The 20,448-nt window shown below is 64.6% G+C and carries 16 protein-coding genes; 5 read left to right on the top strand and 11 right to left on the bottom strand.

Going from position 1 to position 20,448, the window contains the following annotated elements; all coding sequences use genetic code 11:
- Positions 1–76 precede the first annotated feature (76 nt).
- A complete protein-coding gene (locus tag BHE01S_RS14255; RefSeq protein WP_042265090.1) occupies positions 77–673 on the bottom strand; it encodes an alpha-ketoglutarate-dependent dioxygenase AlkB family protein in 597 nt (198 codons plus the stop codon).
- Positions 674–780: 107 nt separating this feature from the next.
- Positions 781–1,116: a hypothetical protein gene (locus tag BHE01S_RS14250; RefSeq protein ID WP_042265088.1), complete on the bottom strand. Its 336-nt coding sequence runs from the start codon at positions 1,114–1,116 to the stop codon at positions 781–783.
- 447 nt (positions 1,117–1,563) lie between these two features.
- Between BHE01S_RS14250 and BHE01S_RS14245 the strand changes: the two genes are divergently transcribed.
- Positions 1,564–2,721: a metallophosphoesterase gene (locus tag BHE01S_RS14245; RefSeq protein ID WP_042265302.1), complete on the top strand. Its 1,158-nt coding sequence runs from the start codon at positions 1,564–1,566 to the stop codon at positions 2,719–2,721.
- Between the two features lie 103 nt (positions 2,722–2,824).
- The gene (locus BHE01S_RS14240) at positions 2,825–3,916 is read left to right on the top strand and encodes an AI-2E family transporter (protein WP_042265086.1); all 1,092 of its coding nucleotides are present in this window, start codon (positions 2,825–2,827) and stop codon (positions 3,914–3,916) included.
- Positions 3,917–3,946: 30 nt separating this feature from the next.
- Here the strand turns inward: BHE01S_RS14240 and BHE01S_RS14235 are convergent, their stop codons facing one another.
- The 6 genes from BHE01S_RS14235 to BHE01S_RS14210 all read right to left on the bottom strand — a co-directional run bounded on the left by BHE01S_RS14235 (position 3,947) and on the right by BHE01S_RS14210 (position 13,490).
- On the bottom strand, positions 3,947–5,386 hold the full coding sequence (locus BHE01S_RS14235) for a heavy metal sensor histidine kinase (RefSeq protein WP_042265083.1): 1,440 nt from the start codon (positions 5,384–5,386) through the stop codon (positions 3,947–3,949).
- On the bottom strand, positions 5,383–6,072 hold the full coding sequence (locus BHE01S_RS14230; protein WP_042265081.1) for a heavy metal response regulator transcription factor: 690 nt from the start codon (positions 6,070–6,072) through the stop codon (positions 5,383–5,385). Before BHE01S_RS14230 ends, BHE01S_RS14235 begins: the two co-directional genes overlap by 4 nt.
- Before the next feature lie 119 nt (positions 6,073–6,191).
- On the bottom strand, positions 6,192–7,715 hold the full coding sequence (locus tag BHE01S_RS14225) for an efflux transporter outer membrane subunit (protein WP_042265079.1): 1,524 nt from the start codon (positions 7,713–7,715) through the stop codon (positions 6,192–6,194).
- A 2-nt stretch (positions 7,716–7,717) separates the two neighbouring features.
- Positions 7,718–8,965 (bottom strand): efflux RND transporter periplasmic adaptor subunit, encoded by a 1,248-nt coding sequence (locus tag BHE01S_RS14220; protein ID WP_042265078.1) that lies wholly within the window; start codon positions 8,963–8,965, stop codon positions 7,718–7,720.
- Positions 8,966–8,984: 19 nt separating this feature from the next.
- Positions 8,985–12,194, bottom strand: coding sequence for an efflux RND transporter permease subunit (locus BHE01S_RS14215; protein ID WP_042265076.1), 3,210 nt, complete (start codon positions 12,192–12,194; stop codon positions 8,985–8,987).
- 252 nt (positions 12,195–12,446) lie between these two features.
- Positions 12,447–13,490 (bottom strand): LysR family transcriptional regulator, encoded by a 1,044-nt coding sequence (locus BHE01S_RS14210; RefSeq protein WP_042265074.1) that lies wholly within the window; start codon positions 13,488–13,490, stop codon positions 12,447–12,449.
- A 229-nt stretch (positions 13,491–13,719) separates the two neighbouring features.
- Between BHE01S_RS14210 and BHE01S_RS14205 the strand changes: the two genes are divergently transcribed.
- Both BHE01S_RS14205 and BHE01S_RS14200 read left to right on the top strand, forming a co-directional pair.
- Positions 13,720–14,427 carry an MgtC/SapB family protein gene (locus BHE01S_RS14205; RefSeq protein ID WP_042265072.1) on the top strand — a complete coding sequence of 236 codons (708 nt, stop codon included), beginning with the start codon at positions 13,720–13,722 and terminating at the stop codon, positions 14,425–14,427.
- A 186-nt stretch (positions 14,428–14,613) separates the two neighbouring features.
- Positions 14,614–14,865 carry a GlsB/YeaQ/YmgE family stress response membrane protein gene (locus BHE01S_RS14200; protein WP_042265070.1) on the top strand — a complete coding sequence of 84 codons (252 nt, stop codon included), beginning with the start codon at positions 14,614–14,616 and terminating at the stop codon, positions 14,863–14,865.
- A gap of 90 nt (positions 14,866–14,955) precedes the next feature.
- Here the strand turns inward: BHE01S_RS14200 and BHE01S_RS14195 are convergent, their stop codons facing one another.
- The 3 genes from BHE01S_RS14195 to BHE01S_RS14185 form a co-directional block, all read right to left on the bottom strand.
- A complete protein-coding gene (locus tag BHE01S_RS14195) occupies positions 14,956–16,482 on the bottom strand; it encodes an acetyl-CoA hydrolase/transferase family protein (protein ID WP_042265069.1) in 1,527 nt (508 codons plus the stop codon).
- A 196-nt stretch (positions 16,483–16,678) separates the two neighbouring features.
- Complete coding sequence (locus tag BHE01S_RS14190; RefSeq protein ID WP_042265067.1) at positions 16,679–16,900, bottom strand: hypothetical protein; 222 nt, start codon at positions 16,898–16,900, stop codon at positions 16,679–16,681.
- A 129-nt stretch (positions 16,901–17,029) separates the two neighbouring features.
- Positions 17,030–19,249, bottom strand: coding sequence for an FUSC family protein (locus tag BHE01S_RS14185; protein WP_042265065.1), 2,220 nt, complete (start codon positions 19,247–19,249; stop codon positions 17,030–17,032).
- A 157-nt stretch (positions 19,250–19,406) separates the two neighbouring features.
- On the opposite strand from BHE01S_RS14185, the gene BHE01S_RS14180 reads away from it, so the two are divergent.
- Positions 19,407–20,420, top strand: coding sequence for a LysR family transcriptional regulator (locus BHE01S_RS14180; RefSeq protein ID WP_042265063.1), 1,014 nt, complete (start codon positions 19,407–19,409; stop codon positions 20,418–20,420).
- Positions 20,421–20,448 lie beyond the last annotated feature (28 nt).

Genomic DNA, 20,448 nt, shown 5'->3' with positions numbered 1-20,448 from the left:
GCAAAGTTACTCCTGCACGCTCGGCAAGTGGATCGAAGATCGGCGATTTTCCATCGATCCACAGCGATCTTGCCGCTTATTCCCGAAAATTCGGCGCTATCACACGAAACGTGAGATTCACGCGCTCGCCGTTCACAGCAGGCTCCTTCGGCACGCGATGCCGCCACTGCGCCTGGGTTTTTCCCTGCATCACGAGCAGGCTGCCGCTCGTCAGCCGGAAAGAACGCACCACGCCCGTCGCGTTGTGGCGCAAGTCGAAGCGCCGCGTCGCGCCGAGGCTCAGCGAGGCAATCACCGGCTCGGAGCCGAGTTCGGGTTCGTGATCCGCGTGCCAGCCCATGCTGTCCGCGCCCGTGCGATAGCGGTTGAGCAGCACGCTGTTGAAGCGCACGCCGCAAAGCGCCGAAATGGCGTCACGCAGTGCGGCGACCTGGCTGGTCCACGGCTGCGGAATGTTTCGGATGCCTGAATAGACGTATACCGCGCCTTCGTCGCCCTGCCAGGCTGTGAGGCGCGGCTGGTCCACCCAGCCGCCGGGCGTGCGAATGCGTTCCTGACGCCAGTCGGCCTCGGCGATGATGCGCGCAAGCGCCTCTGCCGCCGCCTCCGGCGCGAGCCATGACGGATGCCAGGCCACGTCGGGGGCAGGCGTATCGTCGAAAAGATCGAACATCGGGAGTGCTTCTATCGAGCGGGAAACAGGCAGTTTCGCACGGCGCGGGCCCGGCCGCCTCGCGTCCTCGCAGGATAGCGAATCAATCGAAACTGCAAACAAACGAATCAGGTGAGCAGCGCGATGTAGAACACTGCCGCGCCGATGAGCGCGCCGACGAAGCAGAAGCCTTCGGCGGGTTCGTCGGTGGTGCGGGATCGCAGCCAGGCGCCCAGCACGCCGAACATGCCCGCAATACCGAGCGCGACGAACACCATCACGACGTCGAATAACGCGCTTCGGCCAATTTCGAGAATATCGATGTGCTTGACCGCGATATACAGCGCGATGGCCATGATCGAGAGAACGACCATCGGCAGCATGACATGACTGCCCTCATACCCCACGTGACGACCATGCAAACCCTCATGCAGTCCATGTGCGACCGGCCGGATTCCTTTCATGATCCGTCTCCCCCAGAGCGCCCGAAACCGCGCGGGCCTCGTTTCGAGCATAGTCCATCGCAGGGGCCGATTCAATGGACGTTTAATAGAGTGCGCCCGGCCCCCACGGAAACATGGTGCAACCAGGGGGATCGCGCTGGCAATCCAGGGAAATGCCGCACTGCCACACGTATAGACTGTGAAGCGTCGAAGCCTATGCATACACGCATGCATGTATGTTCATGCGCAATCACCAGACTCCTTCATGGCGCATCACAGCACGCGCATCCGGAAACCGCCGCCACCGAACGGCACGAAGTCTGCTGCGCCGGTAAAATGCAACGCAGCCTACCTGTACCGACCCGTCCACCGGGTTTTCGATCGGACTTCGACGATTGGGCTTTGCTGCAGCGCGCCGTACGCGGCGCGCCAGTCCACGCCGGTCCGCTCTCATCCATTTGCGCCGCCATGCCCCGACTCTCGTTTCTGGTCCGCTTCATTGCCATCGGCGTGCTGCTGCATGCTTATGTCGGCTTTCGCCTGATTCCCGACCTGCCGGTGCCCGCCGCGGGCAAATGGCTCGCCGTGCTGTGGCTCGTGCTCTCGGTGCTGTTCATTCCGCCCGGCATGCTCGCGCGGCGCTTCAAGCGCCAGCCGCTCGGCGACCGCCTCGCCTGGATCGGCATGCTCGCCATGGGCTTCTTCTCGTCGCTGCTCATGCTGACCGTCGCGCGCGACATCGTGCTCGCCTCGGCCATGACCGTGGAGGCACTGTGGCCCAAGGCAATCGATCTCGCCGGCTGGCGCACCGTGAGCGCCGCCGCCGTGATCGTGCTTGCGTTCCTCTCCTCCGGGTTCGGCTTCTTCAACGCCCGGCGGCGCGCGCGCGTGCGCAACGTCGAGGTGCCGATTCGCGGTCTGCCCGCGGCGCTCGACGGTTTCACCATCGTGCAACTGAGCGACATTCACGTCGGGCCGACGATCAAGCACGGTTACGTCGATGCCATTGTGCGCGCCGTGAACCAGCTCGATGCCGACGTGGTCGCCATCACGGGCGACGTGGTGGACGGCAGCGTGGCATATCTCGCCGACCATACCGCGCCGCTCGGGAAGCTCACTGCGCATCACGGCGTGTATCTCGTGACCGGCAACCACGAGTACTACTCGGGCGCGGATGCCTGGATTGCCGAGTTCCGCCGCATCGGCCTCACGGTGCTGATGAACCAGCATGTGGTGATCGAGCGTGGCGGCGCGCGGCTCGTACTGGCCGGCGTGACCGACTACACGGGCGGCCAGTTCGATCCCGCGCACCGCAGCGATCCGGCGCAAGCGCTGCGCGGCGCGCCAGCCGACGTCGACACGCGCGTCCTGCTCGCGCACCAGCCGCGCACGGCCCACGCCGCCCTCGACGCGGGCTTCACGCTGCAACTCTCCGGCCACACGCACGGCGGCCAGATCTTCCCGTGGAATTTTCTCGTGCGGCTGCAGCAGCCGTTCACGGCGGGCCTCGAAAAGCTCGGCAGCCTGTGGGTCTACACGAGCCGCGGCACGGGCTACTGGGGGCCACCCAAGCGCCTTGGCGCGCCTTCGGAAATTACGCGCGTGCGGCTGGTAGGCGCACGGTAACCCACCGGGGCGCGCTGCGCGCGACGGCTCGCGACGCCTTGCCGGTATCATCGGACGATGCTGCCGGTAGTCCGTCCGCCGCTTTAACTGGAATTCATCGCACATGGAAGGCAACAAACACCTTCACCAGACGTCGTTCTATTTGCTGCTGGCCGCGGTGTCCATCGCGCTTTGCTTCATCCTCGCGCCGTTCTTCAGCACGGTGCTCTGGGGCGCCATACTCGCATTGATCTTCCAGCCCGTGCAGCGCCGGCTCGTCGCGCGCCTCGGGCGGCGGCACAACGTTGCCGCGCTCATTACGCTCACCATCTGCCTCGTCATCGTGATCTTTCCGCTCACGCTGGTGACGGCCACGCTGGTGCAGCAGGTCGCCTCCGCGTATCAGCAGGTGCGCAGCGGCAGCCTCGACTTCGGCGCGTACTTCACGCAGATCGTCCATGCCATGCCCGAGTCGATTCAGAACCTGCTCGCGCGCTACGACCTCATGGATCTGCCGGGTCTGCAGCAGCGCCTTTCGGCGGGCGCCGCTCAGATCAGCCAGTTCGTCGCCACGCGTGCCCTCTCCGTCGGGCAGAACACGCTGCAATTTCTCGTGAGCTTCGGCGTGATGCTCTATCTGTTCTTCTTCCTCGTGCGCGACGGCCGCGAAATATCGCGGCTCGTGCGCGACGCCATTCCGCTCGACGAACAGCACAAGCTGCATCTCATGCGCAAGTTCACGACGGTGATCCGGGCGACGGTGAAGGGCAACGTGGCGGTGGCGGTCGTGCAGGGCGGCCTGGGCGGCATCGCGCTCTGGGTGCTCGGCATTCAGGGGGCGCTGCTGTGGGGCTTCGTGATGATGCTGCTCTCGCTGTTGCCCGCCGTGGGCGCGGCGCTGGTGTGGGGGCCCATTGCGATCTACTTCCTCTCCACGGGCGCGGTGGCGAAGGGCGTCGGGCTGATCGTCTTCGGCTCCGTCGTGATCGGCACCGTGGACAACGTGCTGCGCCCCGTGCTCGTGGGCAAGGACACGCGGCTGCCCGACTGGGTCGTGCTGATCTCGACGCTCGGCGGCATTTCGCTCATCGGCATCAACGGCTTCGTGATCGGGCCGCTCGTCGCCGCGCTGTTCATCAGTTGCTGGGACTTGCTGCGCAAGGACCAGCACAACATCGAAAACGAAAGCGCGCCCGTGGAAGACGAGCCCGTGTAAGCGCGGCTTCAGGGCTGCATGACGGCTGCATCAGGGCGATACGTGCAGCGGCAAGCCGGCGCGGCCCTGGCGTGCGATACCGGCAATGGGCGCTTCGGGCGCGTCGGCGCCGTCCACGGCCACCGAAAACCCGAACGTGTTGACGCCGTCCGCACTGCGCACGAACACCGTACCGCCGTGCATTTCCGCCACGGCCTTGACGATCGAAAGCCCGAGCCCGTGGTTTTCGTGGCTGTTCGAGCGTGCCTCCTGGATGCGGTAGAAGCGGTCGAAAATGTGCTCGCGCGTCACCGGATCGAGCGGCTCGCCAGGATTCGAAACGGCGATCTCGACGTGGCCGTTCTGCGGCGCGACCGTGGCGCGCAGCGTCGTGCCGGGCTGCGAATGCTGGATCGCGTTGACGAACAGGTTGCTCATAGCGCGGCCGATCAGCGACGTATTCACCCATGCGCGCGCGTCGCCTTGCACTTGCACGCGCAGCTGCGCCTCTTCCAGCGGCATTTCCAGAAAATCGAGCATGCGTTCGATCTCCGAGCGCAACGACACTTCCGTCAGGTCTGTCGCGCGTTCGCCGCGATCGCTGCGCGAGAGGAACAACATGTCGTTCACGATCACGCGCAATCGTTCGAATTCCTCAAGATTCGATTGCAGCGTCTGTTGCAGCTGTTCGACCGAACGGTCACGCGTAAGCGCCACCTGGGTCTGGCCGATCAGGATGCTCACCGGCGTGCGCAGCTCGTGCGCCACGTCGGCGTTGAACGATTCGAGGCGCTCGTAGGCCTTGTCGAGACGCTCCAGCGCGCCGTTGAACGAGGTGGCGAGTTCGTGCAATTCCTCGGGCAGTTCGTCCGCGTGCAGACGCTGGCGCCGGTTCGACGGGCTCAACTGCGAGGCCTCGCGCGAGAGGCGCGTGAGCGGCGCCAGTCCGAAGCGCGTTACCGCGCGGCTCAGCAGGGCGACCGCGATGGTGGAGAGCGCGATCAGCACGCCGAGCGCAATGCCAAAGCGCCGCAGCATGCTTTCGGTGCGCACGCAGTCGCTGCCGACCACGAGTTTCACCTGGGGACGGTCACCGCTCGCGGGCACGATAAAGGTCGTCGTGATGATGTCGTAGCTGCAGCCGGGCGGGCGCACAAGCACATGATTCGGGCCCACGTCGCCGGTAACCTTGCCGACGATGGGCGTGCCGAAACGAAAGCGCGGATCCGGGCCTTCGACGTAGTAATGCATGCGGCTGTCCGCTGGCGAGAGATCGCGCAGCTTTTCCTGCACGAAGGCCCACTTCTGCACGTCCGGTGCGTGCGAAACGATCAGGCTCGCAATGCGCGCGCGCGTGTCGAGCGTTTCGCGCAACTCGTTGAAGAGCTGACGCTGCATCAGGAAAAAGAGACCCGCACCCGTGAGCGTGAACACGACGAGCGACACCGCTGCGAACATCGCCGAAAGCCGCAGCGAGATCGAGCGTTTCATGACGTCTGGCCTCCTTCCTCGCGCACTTCGAGCACGTAGCCCATGCCGCGTATGGTGTGCAGCAGTTTCGCCGCGTGCGGGCCGTCGAGCTTGGCGCGCAGCCGCTTGATCGCCGTTTCCACTACATTCGCATTGCTTTCGAAATTCACGTCCCAGACCAGCTCGGTGATGAGCGTCTTGGAGAGAATCTCGCCGCGCCGCCGCGCGAGCACCGAAAGCAGCTGGAATTCCTTCGCCGTGAGATCGAGACGCACGCCGTCGCGCGTCGCGCGGCGGCTGATGAGGTCCACCTGCAGGTCGCCCACCGAAATCAGCGTGGATTCCTGCGTGCGTGCGCGCCGCGTGAGCGCGCGCAGCCGCTCGACGAGTTCGAGGAACGAGAACGGCTTCGTGAGATAGTCGTCGGCGCCGTCGCGCAGGCCGTGCACGCGGTCGTCCACGCGGTCGCGCGCCGTCAGCATGATGACCGGTGTGTCCTTCTTCGTGCGCACGGCGCGCAGCACGCCGAAGCCGTCGAGCTTCGGCAGCATGACGTCGAGCACGATCACGTCGAAGTCGTATTCCGTGGCCATCCAGGCGCCTTCCTCGCCGTCCATGGCGACGTCCACGACCCAGCCCTGCTCCGTGAGTCCGCTGCGCAAGTAGTCCACGACCTTGCGCTCGTCTTCGATTACCAGTACTTTCATGCCCGCCCTCCTCTTCGCGCGCTGCCCTGGCGGTGCCGGCCGACGGGCTCGCGACCGCCGTTGCGCGCTTTTATATACCCTGGTGTGGGCTCGCTCAAGCCCTCTTGTATGCCCTGCTTTCAGCCCTTGCCTGCGGCCTGGCTTCCGCCCTCGGCCTTCGGCACTTCGCGGCACGTACCCGCGCCACATGCCATCTCGCGATCGTCGGCGCTCCAGCCGCCGCCCAGCGCCTTTGCGAGAAAGACCACCGTGGCGACCTGCTGGCCGTGAATCTGCACTTCCTGGCGCTCGCTGGCGAGCAATTGCTGCTCCGCATTGAGCACGTCGATGAACGCCACGAGCCCGCCCTCGTAGCGGTCGCTGGCGAGATCGAAGGACTTGCGTGCGTCATCCACGGCGGCCTGGCCGGCGGTCGAAGCGCGTTCGAGCACCGAAAGGCCCGTTACCGCATTTTGCACCTCCTGGAACGCAGTGAGCACGGTCTGGCGATAAGACGCCTGCGCCGACTCGTAGCCGGCCTGCGCGAAATCCACGCCCGCCGCACGTTTGCCGCCGTCGAACAGCACCTCGCTGGCCGTCGCGCCCACCGACCACATCAGGCTCGGCACGGAGAAAAGACCGCCAAAACGCGTCGATTCCCAGCCGAAAGTGGGTGAAAGCGTGATATCCGGGAAGTACGCGGAGCGCGCCACGCCGATCTGCGCATTCGCCGCGGCCATCGCACGCTCGGCCGAAGCCACGTCGGGCCGCCGCTGCAGCAGCTCGCTCGGCAGCCCGGTGGGAAGCGCCGGCACCGGCAGCGGCGTGACCTTCTGCGCGAGCGTGAATTCGGGCGCGGGCTTGCCGACCAGCACGGCAATGGCGTTCTGCTCCTGCTGCCGCTGGTTTTCGAGCAGATGCACCTGGGTTTGCGTTGCCGCGAGCTGGGCTTTTTGCTGCAGCAGTTCCAGACCCGAAACCGCGCCGAGATCGTGCTGCGCGGTCACGAAATCGAGCGCCTTTTGCTGCAGTTGCGCCGAGCGGTTCACCACGTCGATCTCGTTGTCGAGTTCGCGCATGGCGAAATAGTCGGTGGCAAGTTCAGCGGTGAGCACGAGGCGTGCGTTGGCGAGATCGTCGCCGGCCTGCTGCGTCGATGCCTGAGCCGACTCCACCATGCGCCGGATGCGCCCGAACAGATCCAGCTCGTAGCTCACGGTCGCGCCGATGTCGACCTGGTTCTGCACGGTCGACGTATTGGGCATCGCGTAGTTCGTGAGCGGCCGGTTCGCTGAAATGCGCTCGCGCGCGAGTCCCGCGTCGAGCCCGACCTGCGGGCTTTGCTGCGACGACACCGAAGCGAGCGTCGCGCGTGCCTGCGCGTAGTGCGCGGCGGCCACGCGCAGCGTCTGGTTCCCGGCGAGCGCCGCGGTTTCCAGACCGTCGAGTTCGGGGTTGTCGAACGACTTCCACCATTGCGGATCGAGCGGCGCATGCGAAGGCTGCGCCGCGTGCCAGTACGAATCGGCGGAATCGACGCGCCACGCCGCCGGACTTTGCGTTTGCGGCGCGCGGTAGTCGGGGCCCACCGTGCAGGCCGCGAGACCGATCGCGCCGAGCGCCGTGAACCAGGCCAGCGGCCGAGGCCGCGTGTTTCGCTGCATCGTCACGTCGCGCTCCGCCTGGCGGCCTCGCGCGCCGCTTCCGTCTTGTTCGGCGCGATCACGACGACGCTGTCGCCTTCCGCGATCGAATCGCTCGGGTTGAGCACGACGCGATCAGTCGGCGCGAGCCCGCGGCTGATTTCGAGCGTCTGCCCGAGGTCCTGCGCGATTTCCACCGGCTTGAGCCTGATCTTGCCATCCGCATCGACAATCGCGAGACGCGGGCCTTCCGAGCGGAACAACAGCGTGTTGCCCGGCACGGTGAGCAAGCCCTTCGAATCGGTCTGCAAGGCGGCCTGCACATAGGCGCCCGGCAGCAGCTTGCCGTCGTGATTGGGCAGCGAGATTTCGGCCTCCAGCGTGCGCGTGGCCACGTTGATGGCCTGCGCCGTGCGCGTGACGGTGCCGTCGAACGTCACACCCGGCAGTTCCTGCTCGGTCACGCTCACGTGCTGGCCGACCGCCACCTGCTGCGCGTAGGTCTGCGGCACGTCGAGATAGAGGCGCAGCGGGTCGGACTGCGCAATCGAAAAGAGCGCGTGCCCCGCACCGCCGTTGCCCGCATTCACGAGGTCGCCGATATCGACATTGCGCTGCGTGATGACGCCCGTGATCGGCGCGACGATGCGCTGGAACGATTTCATTTCCGTGAGGCGGCGCACGTTCGCATCGGCGGCGGCAAGATTCGCCCCGTCCGTGTTGAATGCGCCCTGGCGGTCGTCGAGTTCCTGCTGCGAGACTGCATCGCGCTGGCGCAGTTGCTGCGCGCGATCGAACGAGGTCTTCGCGAGCGCGAGCGTCGAGGCGGCCTGATCGCGCTGTGCCTGCGCCTGGGCGAGTTCCTGGTCGATCTCGGGCGTATCGATCTCCGCGAGCAACTGCCCTTGTTGCACGTGCGCGCCGATATCGGCGTACCAGCGCCGTACATAGCCGTTCGCGCGCGAGTAGATCGGCGCTTCGACATAGCCGCGCAGCGTGCCAGGCAGCACGATGCGGCCGTCCGCACCCGCCGGCACCGGTTGCACGACGCTCACGTACTGCTGCGCGTTCTGCTTCGTGACATCGGCGAGATGGTGCGCGTTCATGAGGTTCGAGACGATCGTGCGCGTCGCGCCCGCAGCGAGCAGCAGCGCGACCACGATCACCGCGAAGCGTGCACGCTTGCCAGCCTGGCCGCGCGCCGGCAGGTCCATGCCCTGCTCGCCGCCCACGGCGATGTCGAGAGATGAATGGTGGTGAGGTTCGTTCATGTCTTCGGCCAATTTTGACTTAACGGATATTGCCTCGTGCACCGCGGCGCTGCGCCTCGCGCTCGCGCTTCGCGGCGGCGCGGTGGGCAAGCCGCGTATGCACGGTCGCAAACATCAGGGGTACGAACAATAGCGTGGAGACCGTAGCGAACAGCAGGCCGCCGATCACCGCGCGTCCGAGCGGCGCGTTCTGTTCCGCGCCTTCGCCGAGGCCGAGCGCCATCGGCACCATGCCGATCATCATGGCGAACGCCGTCATGAGCACGGGGCGGATGCGGGTGGCGCCCGCTTCGAGCGCGGCGGCGAGCGGCGTAGCGCCGGCAGACAGACGCTGGCGCGCGAACGAGACCACGAGAATGCTGTTCGCGGTCGCGACGCCCACGGTCATGATCGCGCCCGTGAGCGCGGGCACGCTCAGGTGCGTGCCGGTGATGAACAGCATCCACGCAATGCCGGCAAGCGCGGCAGGCAGCGCGCTGATGATGATGAGCGGATCGGCCCACGACTGGAAGTTCACGACGATCAGCAGATACACGAGCACGACCGCCATCGCAATGCCGACGCCCAGACCCACGTACGACGAACGCATCGTCCCGATCTGGCCGCGCATGGTGATGGTCGTGCCGCGCGGCGCGTGCGCCTGCGCGTGCCGAATGATGTCGTTGATGTTCACGCCGACGGAACCCAGGTCGCTACCCTCCACGCTCACGAGCAGGTCGATCACGGGGCGGATGTTGTAGTGCGTGATGATCGCGGGCCCGTTATGCGGCCGGAGCTGGACGAGATTGCTCACCAGTTGCAACGGCGCGTTGGCGTTCGTGCCGTGCGCCGAAACGGGCGTGCCCATCAGGTCGCTCATCGACGTTTCGCGATACTGCGGCGTTTGCACCGAGAGCGGATATTCCACACCGTTTTGCGGGCTCACCCAGAACGCGGGCGAAGTCTGCGTGCTGCCCGAGAGCGCGATCAGCACGTCCTGCGCGACGTTTTGCGGATTCAGATTCAACTGCTGCATGCGCGAGCGGTCCATCGCAAGCGTGAGCGCGGGCTCGTCGTTGCGCTGCTCGATGTGCGCATCCACGGCACCCGGCAGTTGCCGCACCTGCTTGAGCAGCGTGCTCGCCAGCGCCATGTCCTGGTTCAGGTTCGCGCCCACCACCTGCACGTCGATCGCCGCGGGCTGACCGAAGTTCAGAATCTGCGTGATGATGTCCGCGGGCTGGAAGAAGAACTCGACGCCCGGAAACCGTTGCGGGAGCAACGCACGCAGCTTGTCGATATAAATGCGCGAGGGATCGTGATCGGGCTTCAGGGCGATCTGGATTTCGCCATCGAGCGTGCCCATCGTCCCCGCATTGCTGTACGAGAGATTGATCCCGCTATAGGGCAGCCCGAGATTATCGACGATCGTCTCGAGTTGATCGGGCGGCACCACGTCGCGAACCACTTGCTCCACCTGGTCGGCAAGGCGCGCGGTTTCCTCGATGCGAAAGCCCGTTGGCGCGCGCATGTGCAGGCGAATGTTGCCGGCATCGACAGAGGGAAAAAAGTCGCGGCCAAGGAAGAACACGAGGAAGAGCGAAAGCAGACAAAACGCGAGGAAACTGCCGCCAAAGAGCTTGCGGCGCGAGAGCAGCAGGCTCAACAGCGCGATGTAATTGGCGCGCACGCGCTCGAATGCATGATTGAAACGCCAATGGATGCGCGAGAAGAACGAATCTTGCGCGCGCTGCGCATGCGCGGCGGGATCGTGGCCCTCGAAGAGCAGCATGGCGAGCGTCGGTACCAGCGTGCGCGAGAGGATGTACGACGCGATCATCGCGAACACCACGGCTTGCGCAAGCGGCACGAACAGAAAACGCGCCACGCCGGTAAGGAAGAACATCGGCACGAACACGATACAGATACACAGCGTCGAAACGAGCGCGGGCACGGCGATTTCGCCCGCACCTTCGAGAATGCCGTCGTGCAGTTTCGCGCCCAGATGCAAGTGCCGTTCGATGTTCTCGATCGTGACCGTGGCGTCGTCAACCAGAATGCCGACCGCGAGCGCGAGGCCGCCGAGCGTCATGATGTTGATGGTCTCGCCAAGCGCATAGAGGGCGATGATCGACGAAAGGATCGACAGCGGAATCGACACCGCGATGATGAGCGTGCTGCGCCAGTTGCCGAGAAAGAGCAGGATCATCGCCGCCGTGAGCGCGGCCGCGATGAGCGCTTCGCGCACCACGCCCTGCACGGCAGCGGAAACGAATACGGACTGGTCGAAGAGCGGCTTGACGACGAGGTCGGCGGGCAGCGTGTCGCGCACCTTGGGCAACAAGTCCTTGAGCGCGCCCACCACCTGCAGCGTCGACGCGTCGCCGCTCTTGAGGATCGACATCAGCACGCCGCGCTGGCCGTCCTGACGCACGACGTTAGTCTGCGGCGTGAAGCCGTCGCGCACGTGCGCCACGTCGCCGAGATAGGTGGTCGCACCGTTGACCGTTTGCACGGGAATGCGGTTCAGGCCCGCGATCGTATCGGGCGATGCATTGGTGTCGACACGATATTCGGTCTGCCCGAGCTTGGCCGTCCCCGTCGGCAAAATGAGGTTCTGCGCGTTGACCGCATTGACGATATCGGCAGGCGTGAGGCCCTTCGAAATGAGCGCGCGCGTGTCGAGATCCACGGAAATCACGCGCGTCTTGCCGCCATACGGGTAAGGCACCTGCGCGCCGGGAATCGTAATGAGCTGCGGGCGCAGGAAGTTCATCGCGATGTCGGCAAGCGCCTGCTCGCTCATCGACTTGCTGGAAAGGCCGAGCTGGATCACCGGAATGCTCGAGGCCGAATAGCTGATGACGAGCGGAGGCGTAGCGCCGGGCGGCATCTGCTTCACCTGCGCCTGTTCCGATGCTACGGCCTGGGCGATCGCGGTTTGCAGGCTCGCGCCCGGCTGCAGGAACAGCTTGATGATGGCGATGCCCGGCAGCGATTGCGACTCGATGTGCTCGATGTTGCTCACCGTGGTCGTGAGACTGCGCTCGTTGACCGAGGTGATGCGGTCGGCCATATCCTGCGCGGAAAAGCCGGTGTACGACCAGATGATGCTGATAACAGGGATGTTGATGTTCGGCAGCACGTCGGTGGCCATCGACATGAGCACGAAGGGCGTGGCCAGCACGATCAGGATGGCCATCACGATGAACGTGTACGGTCGCTTCAGCGCGAGATTGACAATCCACATGTCGGTGTTTCGGACAACTCAGGCGAGGGGTTGAGACAGGGACGCATTCATCCAGCGGGTGCCGCATCATAGGCAATGGCGGTGGCAGGTCGCTGTCGCCAATATGGCGAAATTGACAGGCAACGCGAGAGACGCGCGAAAGCGCACGGGAACGCAGACAGATCGCCGCTGCAGCGTCGCGAGGCGCCTGGAATCCGTAGCCGCGAAACGCGCCGTAACGCGCCCGCGCTTCGCGACGCGTTCTTGACTGCTTCAGTTCACAAGACGCAGCCGCTCCAGCTCGTGCGTGTTGTGATCGCGGCCGCGGCCGCTGCGCGCACGCGCCCCTCGCGGGCCCGCGTGTGCATCCACCTCGCGAAGCGGCGCGTCGCACGTGGCAAGCGCGGTCTCCTGCTCGGCAAGCACGAGCGGCACCTTCTCGCGTAAAAACTCGACGAAGGTGCGGATCTTCGCGTCCAGATAGCGGCGCGAAGCGTACAGCGCGTAGATGTTGAGCTTTTGCAGGGTGTGCGTGGGCAGCACGCGCACCAGCGTACCGTCGGCGAGACCGGGCAGCGCCACCGGCACCGGCAGCGGGCCGATGCCCATGCCTTCGCGTATGGCGAGCGCAAGCGCTTCGGGATTGTTCACCTGGAACGGCGTCACGCCCGTATGCCGGAAGGTCTCGCCAAGCGGCCCCTCGGAAACCCATTGGCCGGCCGGCAGGCTCGCATCGGTGAGGTGCAGACAGGTGTGCGCCTCGAGGTCGTCGAACGATCGCGGCTCGCCGCGCGTGCGCAAGTACGCAGGCGATGCGCAGAGAATGGCAGCGGTGCTGCCCAGATGCTGGGAGATCAGCGCGGAGTCCTCGAGTTCGGCGGCCACCACGACCGCCACGTCGAAGCCCTCCTCGATGATGTCGGGCATCTGCTGAGCGATGGTGAGATCGACCGAGACTTCCGGCAAATGCTGTTGATAACGCGCGATGAGCGGCATGACATAGTGCTGCCCGAAACTCGTGCCACCGTACACGCGCAGTTTGCCCGCGGGATTCGCGTGCGCAGCGGCGGCTTCGGCCTCGGCCTGCTCGATGTCGGCAAGAATGCGCTTGCAGCTCTGGAAGTAGCGCTCGCCCGCTTCGGTCAGCGACATGCGCCGCGTGGTCCGGTTAAGAAGCCGCGTGCGCAGCCGCGACTCCAGGTCGGTGACCGCGCGCGAGACCTGCGCGGTCGTCATCGTTTCGCTCGCCGCAGCGCGCGTGAAGCTGCCGGACTCCACCACCCGCACGAAGACCCGCATATTGCGCAGCGTATCCATCAGAAACTCCCGTTCATTCGGCCTGCCATTCCCATCTCCATACGAATGGGAGTAGTGTCGCCCACGAGCCGTGGCCTGATCCTGACTCGAACATGACAGCACGGACAGCTTGGCGCAACGCCCCGTCCCGCGTATGATCCACGAGCCTCCGAGGTACCTCGATACACCCGCCACGCCTTGCGCGAGAGCCGCATGGCGTGCGGCCGCGCTGCGCCTTCATGACAAAACGATGACTCTCGAATTCGCCCTGCGCCTTCTCGCGGCGTTCGCCTGCGGCGTCGCCATCGGCCTGGAACGCCAGATTCGCCAACGCACGGCCGGTCTGCGCACGATCACGCTCGTGGCAAGCGGCGCATGCTTGTTCGTCACGCTCGGCGTGCTGACCGGCAATGGCTCGACCGGCGTGACGCAAATCGCCGCCTATGTCGTCTCAGGCGTAGGTTTTCTGGGCGGCGGCGTGATCATGCGCGAGAAGGGCTCGATTCAGGGCATCAATACCGCGGCGACGCTTTGGTGTTCGGCGGCCGTGGGCGTGCTGTGCGGAGCAGGCCATTACGGCCCGGCGGTGGCCGGCACCGCCGTCGTGCTGCTCACGAATACCGTGCTGCGCGAGGTGAGCCGCATCATCAACGCGTCGCCCGTTTCGAATGCGGATCTCGTGCGCGCTTATGTGCTTACGGTGGTTTGCCGCGAAGAGGACGAAGTCCATATCCGCACGCTGCTTTCGAATTCTTTGTATTCCACACCGCTTTCGTTCCAGAGCCTCACGAGCGAGGACTTGGCCGGCGAGCCGCCGCGTTTGCGCGTGACGGCAACGATGCGCCTGCATCCGAAGTACCAGTCGAAGCTGGAGCTCATGGCGAGCCGCCTGAGCATGGAAAAAGGCGTTTCCAGCGTGAGCTGGACCGCTGCGGAACCCGAAATCGCGCCCGAGTGAAGCTCGCGCGTTGCACTGGCCGGCATTCCTTACGAATGCATTTCTGATTCGTTGCGTTTTTTTAAACTATCGGCGGCAGTTTTCAAAAACTGTTAATTCTGGCCGCGTTTCGTGGACGCATATTCGCCCTTGGACTAAGCTCCACTCACCGTGATTCTTTCACGCCAACAAGGGGGGTCTATTCATATGCAACACGGCATCATTGCCTGGCTCATCATCGGCGCAATCGCAGGCTGGCTCGCTGGCGTTCTCGTCAAAGGCGGGGGTTTTGGATTGTTCGTCGATATCATCGTCGGCATTGTCGGCGCGTTCATCGGCGGTTGGCTTGCCGGTGTGCTCGGCATTCATATCGGCGCTGGCATCATCAGCTCGATCATTACCGCCATTGTCGGCGCGGTCATTCTGCTCTTCATCATCCGCCTCGTGCGACGAGCGTAGCGAATTCGCGGCATCAATGAAAAACGGGAGCACCGTTGCCGGTGCTCCCGTTTTGTTTGGTGTGCTCCGAAACAGCGGGCGCCTTGAGCCTTATACGTTCGCGGCGAGTCCGCCCGTCGCTTCGGGCAGCATCGATCCCGTTTGATTGAAGCGCAGATGCATTTCATACGCGCGCGCGAGATCGTGCGGCGTCTGGCCGCCAATCTTGAGTGCGTCGCGATAGTAGTCGCGCAGCAGGTCGCGATAGAGCGGATGCGCGCAACGCTCGATCACGAGGTTCGCACGTTCGCGCGGCGCGAGTCCGCGCAGATCCGCCAGGCCCTGTTCGGTGACGATCACGTCCACGTCGTGCTCGTTGTGATCGACGTGCGGCACCATCGGCACGATGCTGGAAATGCGGCCGTCCTTCGCAATCGCCTTGGTCGCGAAGATCGCGCACGACGCATTGCGCGCGAAATCGCCCGAACCGCCAATGCCGTTCATCATGTGCGTGCCGCCCACGTGCGTGGAATTTACGTTGCCGTAGATGTCGCATTCGAGCGCGGTGTTCAGCGCAATCAAGCCGAGGCGGCGAATCACTTCGGGATGGTTGCTGACTTCCTGCGGACGCAGCACGAGCTTGTCGCGATAGCGGTCGAGTTCGGCGAGCACCTGAGCCTGGCGCTGCGCGGAGAGCGTCATCGAGGCGCCCGAGGCGAACACCATCTTGCCGGAATCGATCAGGTCGAAAGTCGAGTCCTGCAATACTTCGGAGTACATGGTAAGCGCTTCGAACGGCGAATCCACGAAACCCGAGAGCACCGCGTTCGCGATCGTGCCGATGCCGGCCTGCAGCGGCGGCAGTTGCGCGCTCATGCGGCCGTGCTTCACTTCATGCTGGAGGAATTCGATGAGATGGCCGGCAATGCGCGCGGTTTCTTCGTCGGCGGGCAGCACGGTCGAGGGGCTGTCCGCCTCGTTCGTGATGACGATGGCGGCGATCTTCTCCGGCGGAATTTCGATAGCGGTCGTACCCACGCGGTCCTGCGGACGGACGATCGGCAGCGGATCGCGATGCGGGCGGCGACCAGGAATCCACACGTCGTGCAGGCCTTCGAGCGCGAGCGGCTGTGCGAGATTGATCTCGACGATGACCTTCTCGGCGAGAATCGCGAAGCTTGCCGAATTGCCGACCGACGTGGTGGGCACGATCGCGCCGGTTTCCGTGATCGCGGCGGCTTCGATGATCGCGAGATCGAGTTTGCCGAGCAGGTTCGCGCGCAGCATCTCCACGGTTTCCGAAAGATGCTGGTCGACGAACATGACTTCGCCGCGGTTGATCGCCTTGCGCAGCGTTGCGTCCACCTGGAACGGCAGACGGCGCTCGAGCACACCCGCTTCGGTCAGCATGCGATCGACGTCGTGGCCGAGCGAGGCGCCCGTCATCAGCGTAATACGCAGCGGCTCTTTCTCTTCGCGCGCACGGCGCGCCAGCTCGAGCGGCACGGCCTTCGTGTCGCCCGCGCGCGTAAAGCCGCTCGCGCCAACGCGCATGCCGTTGCGCACGAGTTGAGCCGCCTCGGCAGCCGAAGTGATTTTCCCGCGCAAGGCGGCACAACGAATACGGTCTTCGTACATCAAAGTCTCCACAAATTCTCCGATCGCCTGGCGCCTGGTTTCAGGTCTTGCATCGGCGGTCATGCACTACGAGTTTCACAAAGCACTGTTGCAATGTTTTGCGCAGCCACAATGCGCAAAGCCGCGGCGCCCGGATGAAGGCGTCGCGGCACGGGATCTCGGCGTGCGCCTGCACATGGCTGGCGTGCTCTCGATCTCAGCTGCCGAAATAAATATTGCAGAAGCTGACCGGGCCGACGCATTCATCCTTCTTTGCCGGCTTGACGATTTTGCGGTGGGCGGGCGCTTGCGCTGCCTGCGGGGCAGCGGACTGCGCGACCTGCTGAGGGACGCTCGCTACCGGTGCTTCGTTCTGTGCATAAGCAGCGGCGGCGGCAAACAGCGAGCAGGCAACAACAGCGATCTTCAGGGACTTCATTTTACTCTCCAGTGCTAATGGGTACTGCGAAGCAGTGATGTGACTATATGACCCAGGGTGGAATTGATTAAGCGGGCGGGGTGGAAGGCATATTTCCAGACTGCAGCACGATCGAGCGAACCCGCTTTTTCATTGTGTTTTCAACGATCTATGCGGCCCATACATGCGGCGTGCGCGGCGCGCCAGCGGCCCGAGCGGCGCATCGCGGTCGAGCAGTGCGCTGCGGATGAAGTGCAGATGACTCAGCAGCCGTTGCACGTCGTGCCGCTTTTCCCGCTCGTGATGCACCGTCGCGAGTGCCTCCTGTGCAATCCACGTTGCGGCGCGCACGGCACCGAGCGCGCGATCGAGAGCAATGCCGTCCGGGCTCCTGAAGAGATGCGCGATGTCCTCCTGTATGCGCGCGAGGGCCGCGCGCCAGCGCGCGTCATGGCGGCCGAGCCAGTCTGCCGCGTGCGCCTCGTTGCGCAGATCGACCACGGCATGCCCGACTTCGAGCGTCACGAGCATCCAGCGCAGCGCGCGCCGGTGCGCCTGGCGGCGCCCGTTCAGCAAGAGCCTCAATTGGTGCATCAGGTCGTGCGTACCGGACTGGAAGCGCTGACCGAGACCATCCAGTTCCTCATGACAGGCCAGCACGACCTGGCCGCGCAACGACACGCACATGCGCTCGACGAGCCAGTTCATGTGCGGCGGAAACACCACCGCGAAAGCGAGCGAAGCGACCAGCATCGCGGCAACGACGGCGATGCCATTGTTGACCAGCAAGTCCGGTGTGTAGACGATCACGTTGTCCGGACCGGCCAGCAGACAGAAGAACACCAAGAAGCCGACGCCATAGCCCGCTATGCGCGAGCGCGTGGCGAGAAAAGCGCCTGTCGCGAGCACTGGAACGAGTGTCGCGCAGAGCAACGGAAAGCCGTCGACATTGGGATAGACGTAGCAGGTGAAGAGATAGCCCGTCACGGCGGCAAAGCCCGCACCGACCGCCATCTGCACCGCCATGCGCGATGCGTTCGGCGACGACGAGGTGAGTGCGCATGTGAGCGCGGCCGCGATCATCGCGAGGCCGCCGCTCGGCCAGTCGGTCTCGACCCAGAACCAGCCCAGCACCGCCACCACCACGGCCGTGCGCACGAAGGTGAATGCCACCACGTACCAGCTCGTGCGGGGCACGTAGCGCGCTGCGCGCGGCTCCTGCGCGGGACGCGCTTCCATGAGCGATGCCCACGTGCGGCTGTAGCGCACGATCTCGGTCGTGAAGCGATAGATGAGTTCGGCCGAGGTGTCGAAGTCGGGCAGCGCATCGGGCAGCGCGTGTTCGAGCGGCCGCCGCGTCTCGCGCACATGACGAGGGAGCGTGCGCTGGAAAGCTTCGAGCCCATCGGCGAGCCGCCGCGCATAGGCGCGATCGCCTTCGTTGCGGCTCGGCCGCTGAGCGAGCAGCGCGGCAAGCTCGCCGAAGTATGGCGCGAGCGGTGCGATCGCCGCATCGTACCAATGCAGCCTTTTGAGCAACTGACGCAATGCGTGCAGCCGCGCGCAGGCATCCATGAATTCGGAATTCAGGCGCGAAAGCGGACCGCTGCGCGAGCGCATCGTCGGATCTTCGAAAAATGAGAAAGCGCGTGTGGCCTCAAAGCCGACGACATCGTCGACGAGACTCGCAAATCGCCCTTCGAATGCGTCCCTTTCGAGCCGCCCAGCCAACACCGCCGCAGCGAACGCAGTAAAATTCAGATAGCGTGAGCGCAGGGTGCGATCGAGTAACGAGCCTGACTGTCGGGGCACGATCACCGCGCTGACCATGCCCGAGCAGAGAATGCCAACGGCCACTTCGGCGCCGCGGCCAAGCGCGGCGAGGAAGAGACCGTTGGGCTGCATCACGAGCGGAATGCCGATCAGCGCCGCGGTATAGCCGGCGAGCACGAAACCGTACCAGCGAAAATGGCGATTCCTCATGGCGGCGGCCGTACATGCGGCAACCCACCCCGTCATCCCGAGTATGTACAGTTCGGGCTGCTGGATGAACACGGCCCCCAGCATCACCGCCGCGACCATTCCCACCGCAGTGCCGACGATGCGATAAAAGCTCTTGGCGAACACCATGCCCGAGAGCGGCTGCATCAGGACGAACACCGTCGTCATCGCGATGCGAGGCTGCGGCAGGTCCAGCAGCATGGAGATGCCCATGGCAAGCAAGCCGGCTGCGACCGTTTTCAGCAGATGAATCCAGACCGCGCCGTCGCTGGCCTGCCAGTCGCGCAACGCCCATCTGGCCGCGCGCCATATGATTCCCGCGCGCCGACGCGAGTCGAACGCTCGACGTATCGCAGGCTGGCGGCTCATGACAAACGCTCGGGCTATTTCGAAGACAGGGCCGATTGTAGGAGCGTCATTGCGCCGCATTAATGGGACGCGCGGGGAACCTCCGTTCCAGATCACTCAACAATGGCGCGCCCCGAGAGGCGGACAATATCGTTTCTGCACCGAACAAGAAGGTCCGATGGATACGTTACAAAACATGCGGGTGTTCGTGCGCGTCGTGGAAGCGGGCAGCTTCACGGCCGCGGCCCAGTCGCTGGATTCGACCACCGGCGCAATGTCGCGCGCGGTGTCGGAACTCGAAGCGCATTTGCGCACCCGCCTGCTCAACCGCTCGACACGCCGGCTTGCGCTCACGCCCGCTGGCGAGCGTTATCTCAAACGCTGCTCGCAGATTCTCGCGGACGTCGACAGCGCGGAAGAGGAAGCGAGCTGCGCGCACGAACGCCCGGCCGGGGCGCTGCGCATGCACAGCTTCGCGAGTATTGGTCAGCAGTACGTGCTGCCGGCGATTTCGCGCTATCGCGCGCTTCATCCCGAAGTCACCGTAGAGCTGACGCTCTCGCAACGGATGCCGGATCTTTTCGAGGGCAGCAGTGACGTCTCGGTGGTCACAGCGTCATCGTTGCCGAATTCCGATCTCGTTTCCCACCAGCTAGGGTCGACGTATAGCATTCTGTGCGCGTCGCCTGGGTATGTGCATACGCACGGTGCGCCGCGCACACCCGCCGATCTCTCGCATCACGACTGTCTGATTCTCAAATCGCCTGCGTTCCCGGCGCATGAGTGGACGCTCGAGGGGCCCGAGGGCAGCGTCGAGATGCATGTGGATGGACCGGTGCAGGTGAATATCGCGGAATCGCTCGCGGTGGCGATACGCGAGGGGATGGGGATCGGGATGTTGCCGGTCTACGCGGCAATAGAAGGACTGCGTAACGGTACGCTCGTGCGCGTGCTGCCGCAGCACAAGCTGCAAAAGACGAACGTGTACGCGCTCTATCCGTCGCGCAAGTTCGTCGACGCGAAAACCAGGACGTGGGTGGAATTCCTGCGTGCGCATCTCCCCCAGGTCATCGAGCGCGACCTGGCGCTGCTTGAAGAACTGACTCAAGAGCAGCTTGCGGACGTCGCAGAAGAGGTTGCCTTGGCGAAGGACGCTGCGGTCGCCGCTGCTGTGCAGAAAGCGCCGCAATAAGCCTGTGCTTGCGGAAGCGGGTTAATGC

This window comes from Paraburkholderia heleia NBRC 101817 (genome assembly GCF_000739775.1).
In the GTDB taxonomy this organism is placed as follows: Bacteria; Pseudomonadota; Gammaproteobacteria; order Burkholderiales; family Burkholderiaceae; genus Paraburkholderia; species Paraburkholderia heleia.
The sequence above is the reverse complement of the archived record's forward strand: the minus strand, read 5'-3'. Positions and strand labels throughout refer to the sequence as shown.

What these genes read in the sequence shown, in the direction of transcription:
- BHE01S_RS14255 (WP_042265090.1), bottom strand. Translation starts at nt 673, where the DNA reads ATGTTCGATCTTTTCGACGATACGCCTGCCCCCGACGTGGCCTGGCAT.
- BHE01S_RS14250 (WP_042265088.1), bottom strand. Translation starts at nt 1,116, where the DNA reads ATGAAAGGAATCCGGCCGGTCGCACATGGACTGCATGAGGGTTTGCAT.
- BHE01S_RS14245 (WP_042265302.1), top strand. Translation starts at nt 1,564, where the DNA reads ATGCCCCGACTCTCGTTTCTGGTCCGCTTCATTGCCATCGGCGTGCTG.
- BHE01S_RS14240 (WP_042265086.1), top strand. Translation starts at nt 2,825, where the DNA reads ATGGAAGGCAACAAACACCTTCACCAGACGTCGTTCTATTTGCTGCTG.
- BHE01S_RS14235 (WP_042265083.1), bottom strand. Translation starts at nt 5,386, where the DNA reads ATGAAACGCTCGATCTCGCTGCGGCTTTCGGCGATGTTCGCAGCGGTG.
- BHE01S_RS14230 (WP_042265081.1), bottom strand. Translation starts at nt 6,072, where the DNA reads ATGAAAGTACTGGTAATCGAAGACGAGCGCAAGGTCGTGGACTACTTG.
- BHE01S_RS14225 (WP_042265079.1), bottom strand. Translation starts at nt 7,715, where the DNA reads ATGCAGCGAAACACGCGGCCTCGGCCGCTGGCCTGGTTCACGGCGCTC.
- BHE01S_RS14220 (WP_042265078.1), bottom strand. Translation starts at nt 8,965, where the DNA reads ATGAACGAACCTCACCACCATTCATCTCTCGACATCGCCGTGGGCGGC.
- BHE01S_RS14215 (WP_042265076.1), bottom strand. Translation starts at nt 12,194, where the DNA reads ATGTGGATTGTCAATCTCGCGCTGAAGCGACCGTACACGTTCATCGTG.
- BHE01S_RS14210 (WP_042265074.1), bottom strand. Translation starts at nt 13,490, where the DNA reads ATGGATACGCTGCGCAATATGCGGGTCTTCGTGCGGGTGGTGGAGTCC.
- BHE01S_RS14205 (WP_042265072.1), top strand. Translation starts at nt 13,720, where the DNA reads ATGACTCTCGAATTCGCCCTGCGCCTTCTCGCGGCGTTCGCCTGCGGC.
- BHE01S_RS14200 (WP_042265070.1), top strand. Translation starts at nt 14,614, where the DNA reads ATGCAACACGGCATCATTGCCTGGCTCATCATCGGCGCAATCGCAGGC.
- BHE01S_RS14195 (WP_042265069.1), bottom strand. Translation starts at nt 16,482, where the DNA reads ATGTACGAAGACCGTATTCGTTGTGCCGCCTTGCGCGGGAAAATCACT.
- BHE01S_RS14190 (WP_042265067.1), bottom strand. Translation starts at nt 16,900, where the DNA reads ATGAAGTCCCTGAAGATCGCTGTTGTTGCCTGCTCGCTGTTTGCCGCC.
- BHE01S_RS14185 (WP_042265065.1), bottom strand. Translation starts at nt 19,249, where the DNA reads ATGAGCCGCCAGCCTGCGATACGTCGAGCGTTCGACTCGCGTCGGCGC.
- BHE01S_RS14180 (WP_042265063.1), top strand. Translation starts at nt 19,407, where the DNA reads ATGGATACGTTACAAAACATGCGGGTGTTCGTGCGCGTCGTGGAAGCG.